Origin of the sequence: Desemzia sp. FAM 23988 (genome assembly GCF_045528365.1) — a bacterium.
Taxonomy (GTDB): Bacteria; Bacillota; Bacilli; order Lactobacillales; family Carnobacteriaceae; genus Desemzia.
In genome coordinates, this window is record NZ_JBGQQS010000029.1 from 18,569 (window position 1) to 30,369 (window position 11,801).

Annotated in this window: 9 protein-coding genes and 1 pseudogene; 1 reads left to right on the forward strand and 9 read right to left on the reverse strand. The window is 39.6% G+C overall.

The window, feature by feature from the left end; translation table 11 throughout:
• Window positions 1-502: 502 nt before the first annotated feature.
• The gene (locus ACEN4L_RS12245; protein ID WP_407097546.1) at window positions 503-1,474 is read right to left on the reverse strand and encodes a beta-galactosidase; all 972 of its coding nucleotides are present in this window, start codon (window positions 1,472-1,474) and stop codon (window positions 503-505) included.
• Between the two features lie 3 nt (window positions 1,475-1,477).
• Between ACEN4L_RS12245 and ACEN4L_RS12250 the strand changes: the two genes are divergently transcribed.
• Window positions 1,478-1,936, forward strand: a complete 459-nt coding sequence (locus ACEN4L_RS12250) for an ROK family protein (protein WP_407097554.1) — start codon at window positions 1,478-1,480, stop codon at window positions 1,934-1,936.
• An 87-nt stretch (window positions 1,937-2,023) separates the two neighbouring features.
• Here the strand turns inward: ACEN4L_RS12250 and ACEN4L_RS12255 are convergent.
• The 8 genes and pseudogenes from ACEN4L_RS12255 to ACEN4L_RS12290 form a co-directional block, all read right to left on the reverse strand.
• Window positions 2,024-2,655: pseudogene (locus tag ACEN4L_RS12255) on the reverse strand (SGNH/GDSL hydrolase family protein).
• Window positions 2,636-3,547, reverse strand: a complete 912-nt coding sequence (locus tag ACEN4L_RS12260) for an ROK family protein (protein ID WP_407097547.1) — start codon at window positions 3,545-3,547, stop codon at window positions 2,636-2,638. Before ACEN4L_RS12260 ends, ACEN4L_RS12255 begins: the two are co-directional and overlap by 20 nt.
• Entirely contained in the window at window positions 3,538-5,805 is a 2,268-nt protein-coding gene (locus tag ACEN4L_RS12265) for an alpha-galactosidase (RefSeq protein ID WP_407097548.1), read from the reverse strand. The genes ACEN4L_RS12260 and ACEN4L_RS12265 overlap by 10 nt, the downstream gene beginning before the upstream one ends.
• A 229-nt stretch (window positions 5,806-6,034) precedes the next feature.
• On the reverse strand, window positions 6,035-7,642 hold the full coding sequence (locus tag ACEN4L_RS12270) for a gamma-glutamyltransferase family protein (protein ID WP_407097549.1): 1,608 nt from the start codon (window positions 7,640-7,642) through the stop codon (window positions 6,035-6,037).
• A gap of 92 nt (window positions 7,643-7,734) precedes the next feature.
• A complete protein-coding gene (locus ACEN4L_RS12275) occupies window positions 7,735-8,112 on the reverse strand; it encodes a VOC family protein (RefSeq protein ID WP_407097550.1) in 378 nt (125 codons plus the stop codon).
• A 230-nt stretch (window positions 8,113-8,342) separates the two neighbouring features.
• Window positions 8,343-8,723: a VOC family protein gene (locus ACEN4L_RS12280; protein ID WP_407097551.1), complete on the reverse strand. Its 381-nt coding sequence runs from the start codon at window positions 8,721-8,723 to the stop codon at window positions 8,343-8,345.
• A 68-nt stretch (window positions 8,724-8,791) separates the two neighbouring features.
• The gene (gene mgrA / locus ACEN4L_RS12285; protein ID WP_407097555.1) at window positions 8,792-9,790 is read right to left on the reverse strand and encodes an L-glyceraldehyde 3-phosphate reductase; all 999 of its coding nucleotides are present in this window, start codon (window positions 9,788-9,790) and stop codon (window positions 8,792-8,794) included.
• A 56-nt stretch (window positions 9,791-9,846) separates the two neighbouring features.
• The gene (locus tag ACEN4L_RS12290) at window positions 9,847-10,788 is read right to left on the reverse strand and encodes an MsnO8 family LLM class oxidoreductase (RefSeq protein WP_407097552.1); all 942 of its coding nucleotides are present in this window, start codon (window positions 10,786-10,788) and stop codon (window positions 9,847-9,849) included.
• Between the last annotated feature and the right edge of the window lie 1,013 nt (window positions 10,789-11,801).

Consider the following 11,801-nt stretch of genomic DNA (forward strand, 5'->3'; position numbering starts at 1 on the left):
CCGAGGTCGGGTTCAGTCTTTGTACGAACAATTCATAAAAAACTGAAAATAGGGTGTCTGCAATATTTGACGTTGGTAAGTAAAAATTAAGATGTATCCTATTGAGAAATTACTAGAGTAATAGTGTGAAAGAGATCTTCGTTTTTCATCATGGCAATTTTTCTCTTGATGTTCAAACTCCATTTTTCATCATGGCAATTTTCCCCTTGATGTTTAAACTACATTCTTCATCAAGGCAATTTTCCCCTTGATGTTTAAACTACATTCTTCATCAAGACAATTTTCTCCTTGATGTTCAAACTCCATTCTTCATCATGGCAATTTTTCTCTTGATGTTCAAACCCTATTCTTCACTTTACTATACTTTGACATAAAAAATCACTCCCACAAATCAGATTTTACTCTAACTCTCATTGGTCGCAGGAGAGTTCTTTACCAACGCCAGAAGATGAAGAGCCAAAATAAGAGACAAGAACCGATACCAGTTCTTGTCTCCTATTGTTTATTTCGTATAAATACTCACTCCAAAAGGTTCAAGCAGCAACTCTTCTGTTCCTTCAGCTGAGGACAAAATATCCTCATATCCTACAAAACTATTTGCTACAGTTTGTGCTTCATCCGTGTGGTTCATCACAAAAATAAATTCTTTGCCGTCTTTCACGCGGCTGGTGATTTCAATTCCCTCAGCCTGAACTCCGAAACCAACAATATTTTTTTCTTTCAATAAGTGATCAATAATTTCTTGAAGCATCTCTTTTTCAGGAAGTGTTGCCAAATACCAAGCTTCTCCTTTTCCAAAAGAGTTTTTCGTCACTGCAGGCATGCCTTTATAAAAATCACTCTTGTACTCAGCTATTGCCTCTGCCCCTTCTAAATGCAGCAAGTCACACAACATTGAACATTCATAAGACGGTTTGTTCCAATCTCTACTCCCAAATTCAACTGTATTGCGCTTTTCAGGAGCCAAGGCATCGATTTCTTCCACCCAAATTCCCAATAACTTTCTTAATGGTCCTGGATATCCTCCAAGATGGACATTATCGCTTTGGTCTACAATTCCACTCATGAAAGACGTCAGGAACGTTCCTCCCTTTGCTACAAATTGTTCCAACTTTTCAGCTGTTCCTTTTTTGACCATATAAAGAACAGGAGCTAAGATCATATCGTATTGCTCAAAATCAGCATCTACTGGAATAATATCTACCGCCACTTGATTATGGTATAACGTTTCATAATACCTCTGGATTTGATCCACATAATACAAATCAACTGTCGGTCCACTAGTGTATTCCAATGCCCAATAATTATCCCAATCAAAAATAATGCCTATTCTAGCTTTGGTCTCAGCACCAATCAACTGATTGCCTAAATGTGCTAGTTCATTTCCCAATTCTGCCACTTCACGAAAAACACGGGTATCATCAATAATGAGCTGTATCACGGTCGAGATGGACGCAGTGGAGAAATTGGGCATACGATCCTTTATCCTCATGGCAAAGACTGTCCTTGCGGAAATAAGGGGTGTTTGGAACAATACAGTTCTCAACGAGCCGTTCTTGCTGCTCTTCAGCAGTTAAAAAACGATCCGACATTTTCTTTAGCTGATCTCATTGCCTTTTACAAATCCGGGGACCCTGAAACGATTCAATTGATCGAAGAGTTTGCTTTTCATATCAGTATCGGCATCAATAACGCTATCGCAAGTTATGGTCCAGAAAAAGTGTATTTGAACTCTACATTGATTAACGAGATTCCTGCTCTTTTACCTTTGATCAGAAAAAATATCGTTAGTTCATTTAGTTTAAAAACCCCTATTGAAAATTCATTGTTGGGGGAAGAAGCGATTCTTTTAGGCGGAGCTGCTTTAAGCATCCAACAATTTTTTCATTTGCCGACATTTCCATTGATTCCAAATGCTGTTTCTCTTACAAATTGATTTTTTAAAGCCTACACAAAAAGAAACCAAAGCAGGAAATCCCTCTTTGGTTTCTTTTTGTATTTCGTTAGCTGATTACTTTGCTGTTTATTCTATGTTTTCCAACCATTTTTCGGTAATCACTCCATGGCCTGCAACAGTAGGATGAACTCCGTCTTCTCCTGTTAAATATTGGAAACTGTGTTTAATGCCGTAAGCATTCAACGGACCATCCAACGCTACAAAATCAGCTTGGAATTCTTCAGCTAATTTACGAGTGATTTGAATTCGTTGATCCAAGTCCACTCTCCAACTTGCTCGGTCTGTGGGATAAGGCAATACAAAAGGTTCCATTACCACAATTTGAGCACCTGTTTTTTCTTTGATTGCGCTCAATACTTCTCGATATTCTTGTTCGAATTGCTCCATTAGCACAGCTGACCCAAATTCTGCCGATCCTTCTTGGTGCCACGTATCGTTTATTCCGATCAAAATCGATACGACTGTTGGGTTTAACGAAACACAGTCTTCTTCTAACCGTTTCTTCAAATCTGCTACCTTTCGCCACTGATACCGCGGTTTAAAAAGGACAACTTTAATGCAGGGTATTCAGCTTGCAACCTGCCTGCCACCATCAACGGGTACCCTTTGCCTAAGTCATAAAAATCGTCACGGTCCCGACCAACATCTGTAATACTATCTCCAAAAAATAAAATACGCTCAGTTTGCTTTAATTTCATCTGTTCTCTCCATCTTTCCAGTAGTTTTTTGCAAATAATTGTACACCGCACCGACTAAATTGGCATCACTTTTAAACAAGCACGTTTCTACTTGAGGCATAAAAGGTGCTATTTGAACTTGAGTTAAAATGTCTTCAAATCGTTTATTTAATTGATCGATAATATCCGGTTTATTGGATACTCCGCCTCCCAGCAATACTAAGTCCGGATCGTAACTGTACTGCAAATTGAATATGCCGCGGGCTAAAGAGCGGTAAAATGTTTCTGTCTCTTCCATTGCTATTTCATCTCCAGCTTCTGCTAACTGAAAAACTTCCTCCCCGCTGATCTCCGATTTCGGTATTCCCTTGCGCTCTGCATAGCGTCCAGCCATTTTTACAGCCGTCCCCAGCTGGCTGAATGTTTGAGTCTCCGTTAACAACGTGTAGCCGAATTCCCCGCCAAATAAATGAGCTCCATGTTGAACCTCACCATCTACGATCACCGATCCTCCAATTCCAGTTCCAACCACTACCATCAATACATTCTTCAAGCCTTTAGCGGAGCCTCGCCACACTTCTGCTAAAGCCGCACAGTTAGCATCATTTTCGATAGCTACCTTGTACCCTAACAACTCTTCCAATTCCTCATAAATTGGAAAGTGGTGCAAATAGGGTAATGCACTGGCTCCCTCAATGACTCTTCCAATTTGATTGACCGCCCCTGGAGCACTAAACGTTACACCATCAATAACGTATTTTTCAGCCATTTCTTCTTTTACGCGCTGCAATTCTGCTTTCATTCCATCCCAAGTACGAGGCGACTTAAAACTGCCTTTATGACTCAACGCATCATTTTCCCAGATTCCATACTTGACAGAAGTCCCTCCAATATCAAAAGCTGCTATTCCCATTTCTTGTCCTCCAATGAATCGTTACTTTTCAAATAAAACATATTGCTGGTAAAGTCGCCATGACGATTGAACTTCCAAGTCGGCTCTATACCGTTAGTCACATCATCTGCAAATAATAATCCGACAGCCATCAAATCATCTCCATACCGGCTTTGATTTATCGGCTCTACAATATACATTGTTTCCGGATTCAAACCTGTTAATTTCAAGCGTTCATAAGCTGGATTTGGCGTCGCTAAAATTTGGTAATACCCTACCAATGCTTCAGATTGGTCTTTTGAAACCAGCATCCAAGCAACAGTGTTCCCGTCAAATGGACTCTCTAAACGATAAAATGTCCCTTGTTGGACTAATGCGCGATGTTTTTTGAAGAATTGAACATGATGACGAATAGATTCTTTACCAGCATCACTCAATGTTGTGATGTCCATTTCGTAACCAAATGTCCCAAAATAAGCTACGTTTGACCTTATATCCATTGAAGTCACTCGTCCGACTTGATGATTAGGGACTGCCGAAACATGGCTTCCGATACTGGACAAAGGATACACCATCGAAGTTCCGTATTGGATCTTCAAACGTTCTACAGCATCTGTATCATCACTAGCCCAAGCTTGCGGCGCATAATACAGCATACCCGGATCATTACGCGCTCCTCCGCCTGCACAAGATTCAAACAAAATATCCGGATATTTAGTAATCAATCGCTCATACAACTCGTATACACCTAGAATATACCGATGATAAATTTCTCCTTGTTGTTCTGGCGGCAAAGCGTCTGAATAAGCTTCCGAAATATAGCGGTTCATATCCCATTTGATGTAATCAACTTGCGCATCGTGCAGGATTGCGTCCATTTGCTGGAAGATTGAATCGACCACTTCAGGTCTGGAAAAATCAAGAACAAATTGGTTTCTGCCGTGAGAAATATTTTTCCCTGGAACGCCAATGACCCAGTCTGAGTGTTCATCATGGAGAGGTGTATTTTTGCTCACCATTTCCGGTTCGAACCATAATCCAAACTTCAATCCCAATTGATGGATTTTTTCAGACAATCCTTTGATTCCATTAGACAATTTAGTTTTGTCTTCTACCCAATCCCCTAATGAACTGGTATCATCATCACGTTTCCCGAACCAACCGTCATCCAGCACAAATAATTCCATGCCCAATTCAGCTCCATTTCGAGCAATTTCAAGGATCTTTTCCTCGTTGAAATCAAAATAAGTTGCTTCCCAGTTATTAATCAGAATTGGCCGCTCTTTATCGCGCCACCGGCCTCTCGCTAAACGTGTCCGATATAACTCGTGATAAGTCTGGCTCATGCCATTTAAACCTGCATCAGAATAAACTAACACTGCTTCAGGGGTTTGGAAGAAATCGCCTTCATTTAATTGCCAGTTGAATCGGAAAGGATTGATTCCCAACATGGCTCTCGTTACATGATACGTATCGACTTCTACCTGAGCTGTAAAATTGCCGCTGTAGATCAAACTGAACCCGTAGACTTCCCCATTTAATTCGGTCGTCTCAGGTCGTACTAAAGCCATAAAAGGATTATGTGCATGACTGCTGGCTCCACGTGCACTGGAAACAGATTGCAATCCTGTATGAAGCGCTTTTCGCTCCACATGCGTTTCTCTGGCCCAAGCTCCATTCAAATGCAGCAATTCAAAGTCAGCATCAGGAAAATCAACGCTGGCACTCATCGCATTTTCCAATTGGATTGTTGTTGTTCCGCTATTAATAAAACAAGCGCTTCTGGTGATAGCAGAAAATGCAGAAAAGATGGTGTAGTTCAACTGCACTTCTAATTCTGAATAAATATCTTTCAAGATAATGGTGAGAGTTTCGGCTTCTTCTTTACTGTCGACATATGTAGCTGGAAGACCTTCTAAAGTTGGTTTTCCTTTTGATATTGTGTAAGATGCATATTCAAGATGAGTAACTTGATCTCCAGACGGCCATTTAATTTGATGAGCCGGGTATCTAAAATCGGTCGTTCCGAAGCTTGGGTATTCTTGTTTGATGTGTTCTAAAGAAGAGGTATGATTCCCTTCATACAAGTTATTCGCTGGACGGTTTTCCCGTTCAACAAGATAGAAAAAGGATTTTCTGTGTTGAATTTTTTTACCAAAGTATAATTGTTCCAATTGATGAGTGGTTGGATCTACTCTAAAAATGTAGCTGACAGCTTGGTTGCTCAAGTGAAATTCGTTTGCTGCTTCGTTGATGTGAATGAATTGAAATTCTTTCAATTAGAATACCTCTCTTTTTCTACTATTTTTAACTCCATTTTATAAATCGCTTACATTTGTTTGCGACCCTTTTCGCCCAAATTATATTACACATCCAATTTTTAGTAAAGATATATTTTTAGATAATATGTATAGACTAATAGTCATTTCTTAAACAGCACAGTAAAAGAAGAAGTTCTTTTCGATTCTAACTTCTTCTTTTGTACAAAACAAGCTGCTCTTTTTTCCGCTACCAAACTGCGATATGCCCATCTGCTCTAGATTCTGTTCCACCGACCAGTACGCCATTTTCCTGTCGCAAAATGACTTGACCTCTTCCAAATGAACCGCTGCTGGTCGCGATTTGTACCTGGTGGCCTCTCTTCAGCAATTCTTGAATCACGGGATAAGGAAAGTGAGGTTCCACTAGAATCTTCTTCTCTTCCAGCCATTGCCAACGAGGAGCATCTAATGCATCTTGAGGATTCAACTGAAAATCGATCATACTGCTCAACACTTGCAGATGAGCTTGAGGCTGCATGCCTCCACCCATGACCCCAAATGGTCCGATTGCTGCTCCATCTCTTGTCAGAAATCCAGGAATAATGGTATGAAACGGTCTTTTCCCAGGGAGCAACACATTGGGATGATTTTCATCCAACGAGAACTGGTTGCCTCGATTGTGCAAACTGATTCCTAAACCAGGCACAACGGCTCCCGAACCGAAACCAGCGTAATTGCTTTGGATATAAGAAATCATATTTCCTTCCTCATCCGCCGCAGCTAAATAAACCGTACCAGGGTTATCAAATTTACCCGGCTCTGGCAAAATGGCAGTATCATTTACTAAATCTGCTCGATTTTTGGCATACTCTTTTGATAACATGGCTTCAATTTTAGTTTCCATTGTTCTAGAATCTGCAATATAACGTAAGCCGTCACTAAATGCCAACTTGATCGCTTCAATTTGTTTGTGATAGGTATCTGGATTCTCTTTGTCTTTTAACTCCAATTGCTCTAAAATATTTAAAGCCATCAATACTACAATTCCTTGTCCGTTTGGTGGCATCTCCCAAACATCGTACCCTTTATAATTTGTCGAAATAGGCTCTATCCATTCAACTTGGTGGTTCGCTAAATCTTCTTTGCGTAAATAGCCTTCGTGCTTTTTAGAAAAAGCATCGATTTCATCCGCTATCCACCCCTGATAAAAAGCTTCCGCATTCGTAGCCCCTATTTCTCGCAGCATTTTAGCATGCCCTTTTGAAGACCACATTTCGCCGGCTTTGATGGGTTGCCCATTCGGACAAAACGTCTCAAACCACGTTTGCAGCACTGGATATTTTTCCAGCTGTTTGGAGAAAATATGATAGGTTCTCTCCCACGCTTCAGCAATCTTACTGGTAACAGGATGTCCTTCCTCTGCAATCACCGCTGCCGGTTCCAACACCTCGCTTAAAGAGAGATTACCGAATTTTTCTGCTAAAGCAGCCCAGCCGCTCGGAACGCCGGGTACAGTGACTGGATCCAGACCATAGCGAGCAATTTCCGTTCCTTTTTGCTTTAAAGTTTCGTGCAGCATCAAGCAAGGAGCTGATCCACTTGAATTCAAGCCATACATTTCCCCTTTGTACCAAATAATGGCAAAACTATCTCCACCGATTCCATTTGCAGAAGGTTCGACGACAGTTAGTGTTGCTGCTGCAGCCAAAATCGCATCAATCGCGTTTCCGCCTTTTTTCAACATCTCTAATCCTGCTTGAGAAGCTAACGGATGTGTCGTCGAAACCATGCCTTTTTTTCCATAAACCAATTCTCTTCTAGATGAATAGTGAAACGAGCTTGAATCAAATTGCATTTAATATCCCCCTATGTAAAAAGAGAAATTCACTGGAGGCTAGTCATACCTCTAGTGAATTTGTCTTTTCTTGTATAATTCATTTTTTAACGTTAATTTTGGACAACTTCAATTTTATAACCGTCTGGATCCATGATGAAGAAGTACGTTGCTGCTCCATCAGACAGTCCTTTGATGTCCGTGATGTCGCAATTTTTAGCTTTGTATTCTTCATGTACAGCATTTAAATCGTCTACACCGATGGCAATATGTCCATAGCCGTTTCCTAAGTCGTACGCTTCAGCGCTGTAATTATACGTTAATTCTAGTTCATAGCCGCCTTCTTCAAATGCTAGGTAAACCAGTGTAAACTTAAATTCAGGGTAATCTAAGCGACGCATTTCTTTCATGCCTAAAATAGTTGTATAGAACTCTACCGATTTTTCCAAATCTTGTACTCGGTAACAAGTGTGAATCATTTTAGTAGCCATTTCAACATTCTCCTCTATTCAGTGATCTTATTGTTTCTTTTTCTATTTTAACGTAACTCACGAAAAGATTCAAAAAACGCGTTCTCTTTAACCTAGCACTATCATTTCTACCAACAGTCGAACACTAGCGGACATGCCTTCATCTTTGGGAACATAATCTAAAATACTGAACTCCAAAAACGACACTCTCCTTCATGATGTTATTTCTTTTAGTGTAACAGAAAAAAAGACTACTCATGCAATTCTAAAGGCAAACCATCTGGATCCCTAAAGAAAGTAAATTTTCCGCCTGTGAATTCATCTACTCGAATCGCTTCTGTTTCGATGCCTTTTTGATTCAGCTCTGCAACTGTTTCTTCAATATTTTCGATATAAAAACACAAATGTCTGAGTCCTGTTGCTTCAGGACCACTGGATCTTTTGGGCGGATTTGGAAAAGAGAACAACTCGATTTCGCTATCTCCTATTTTGAGATCTAATTTGTAAGAATCTCTTTCTGCTCGATAGTTTTCGCGAATGATTTCCAACCCCAGTAATTCAGTATAAAAACGCTTGGATACTTCATAATCAGAAGCAATGATCGCTACATGATGAATGTGTGAAAAATGCATATTTTTTTCCTCCTTAGTAAAAAGGCTCCTCAATCAACTAGACTGAGGAGCCTTGGTTGCTCATTCAATTATCCTTTATTTTCTGCTAGAATACCATCAATTTCACTTAATTCCTCTTTAGTAAAGGTTAGATTATCTAGAGCCTTAACATTATCTTCCAGTTGCGAAACGCGACTTGCCCCCACTAAGACACTGGTTACTTTGCCGTCTCGTAAGATCCAAGCAATGGCCATTTCTGCTAACGTTTGTCCACGACGTTTAGCAACTTCATTCAATGCTTGCGATTGCGTAATTTTTTTGTGGACCTGGTCAGTATTTAAAAATGGACTTGATGTCCGACTAGCACGTGAGTCTTCTGGAACACCATTTAAGTAACGATCTGTTAATAATCCTTGCGCTAACGGGCTATACGCTATACTACCTGTTCCATTTTCAGTTAAAATATCTTGCAGCCCCTCTTCTATCCATCGGTTATACATGTTGTAAGAAGGCTGGTGAATAATGAACGGTGTCTTTAATTCTTTGAAAATACTCGTTATCTCAGCAGTCTGTTCAGCAGAGTAGTTGGAGATTCCTACATATAATGTTTTTCCTTGACGGACCATCAAATCCAATGCTTGAGCTGTTTCTTCAAAAGGTGTTTCTGGATCAGGACGGTGTGAATAAAAGATATCGACATACTCCAATCCCATCCGTTTCAAACTTTGATCTATACTAGCCGTCACATTTTTCTTTGAGCCGAATTCTCCATATGGGCCTGGCCACATGTAATAACCAACTTTACTGGAAATGATCAATTCATCACGGTACGGTTTTAAATCTTTTTCGTAGATTCGTCCAAAGTTTTCTTCAGCACTTCCTGCTGGCGGACCATAATTATTCGCTAAATCAAAATGCGTGATACCTAAATCAAAAGCTCTCCGCACAATCGCTTGGCTTTTATCAAATAAATCTACATCACCAAAGTTGTGCCACATTCCCAATGAAATAGCCGGTAATTTTAACCCGCTCTTTCCTACTCGATTGTAAATCATCTTATCGTAACGATTTTCTGCTGCTTGATATATCACATGTCCCACTCCTTATTCTATTGTGTTGTTGTCAATCTCTTTATACAAGTACGTTAAAAATAAGCCTTTCTTTTTTTCGACAGTGCATCGGCAAACAATTGAATCGTTTTTTCTCTACGTGCATTATTATCTATATTGGGGATCAACATCACTTCATCCGCCTGATACTCTTCAGCCATTTGACTCACCTTTTCTACTACCTGTTCCGCGGAACCAATAATAGCTTCTTGAAGAGGAGAAATTACGGATGAATCTTGATTCAATTGGTTCCATTGAGCAAATTCCTTTTTCAATTGTTCATTTTCCTCTGAACTTTCTCCAATTGCAATGAAAACTCCCAGTATCACTGTCGCCTTTTCCACTAATTCGCTTTTCACAAACTGTTCTCTGTATTTTTTGGCAGCCTCTTTCAATTCAATGCTCGGATTCAAATAATGAGCCGCAAAAAATCCCGCTCCTATATTTGCTGTTAGGCCAACACTCTGTGGATGACTGTTTAGAATGAAAATTTCCGGGCTCCCCGTTTGCATCAAGGATGCATAAGAACTTTTTTCTTTCATTGTAATGGAAGAGCCCAACAATCTTTTGAGTTCATTCATTTCATTTGCAAATCGGGAAAATTCTGTCTTATTTTCATTTAAAGCTTTCGAAAACCATTGTCCGCTGCCAGCAACTTGTCCTATCCCAACGTCTATCCGACTATTTCTTACAATAGCCATCGTTTTGAAAGTATCCGCAATTTTTTCTCCATTGTAATAAGGAACCATAATTCCCGCAGAGCCAATACGAATGTCATTGGTCGCAAGAGCTAAATGAGACATGACCAATTCCGGCGTACTTCCGACTATGACGGGATTAGAATCGTTTTCCGAAATCCAAAAGCGGGTGTAATTTAACGACTCTGCAAGTCTCGCCAGTTTTACTCTGTCATTCAGGCTTTTTCTAGTTGAGACCGTTGTTTCTTTGGTAGAAAAATCTAAAACACTGTATTTCATTCAGCCACCTCATCATACTAAAATTCTATTTCATTATAGCACTAAAGAATCCGTTTACATATCATTTTATTTTCCCTTCCCTTACAAGAGGCTCAAAAAAAATAGGAAACTAAGGGTATATTTGTTGAACTATTCTATTCAATAAGCGATAATGAAGATGTAATAAAAGTCACTTGATTTATCATTTAAGTGCAGCAGGACAAAGCGTCGTTGAGAGAGGATGAGTGAAATGAACGCAAATACCCTAATTTTCAGTTCAGGATTCATGATGTTGTTTACCTCAGTATTTTTCCTGCATGCTCGCTTTTCTATGATGAAAAGAAAAGCTGTTCGTGTGCAAGTGCGAGTTCGTGACTCTGTAAACAGAAACAACAGATATTTAAGATAAACCATACTGCAGTCTTTGGCTAATGTGCTGAAGGCTGCTTTTTTAACACTACTTACATCAGATGAAGGAGTGATTAAATGACAAACCTTACTGATCGCTTAAATGAGCTGTTTCAACTTTTCTATTTGACTGCTTCAGCTCAACGCAATAAACCTCCGAATTATATTAGGCGGTCTACTTGCTTCTTCATCCAATTTCATTCTACTTAAAGGAGGGGATTGTCATTAATCTTTTGGGAGTTTACTACAAAAAGAAAGGTTAAGGTGATCCGACTATCTCGCTCAGCTGTGCGTTAACAGCTACCTATTATGTAACATAGAATGACTCTATCTACAGCGCACGTAAACAAGGAATAGTGATCCTTACACTTCTACTGCTGCTGAAGCAGCAAAAGTCCATTTGCGTGCCAGTTAGTTAAAAATTAATTCAAAAAAGGAACGCAATTTTAATTTGCGTTCCTTTTTGAAGATAATCTTACCTTAAAGGGAACACAACTTCTGATACACTCCCTACAAAGTAGACACTAGAAATAACAAAAATTTCTAAACTATTTTGTAGGGAGTGTTTTTTATTGTCTAAACGAGTTAAATTAAGCGCAGACGAAAAATTAGCCATCATTAAACCA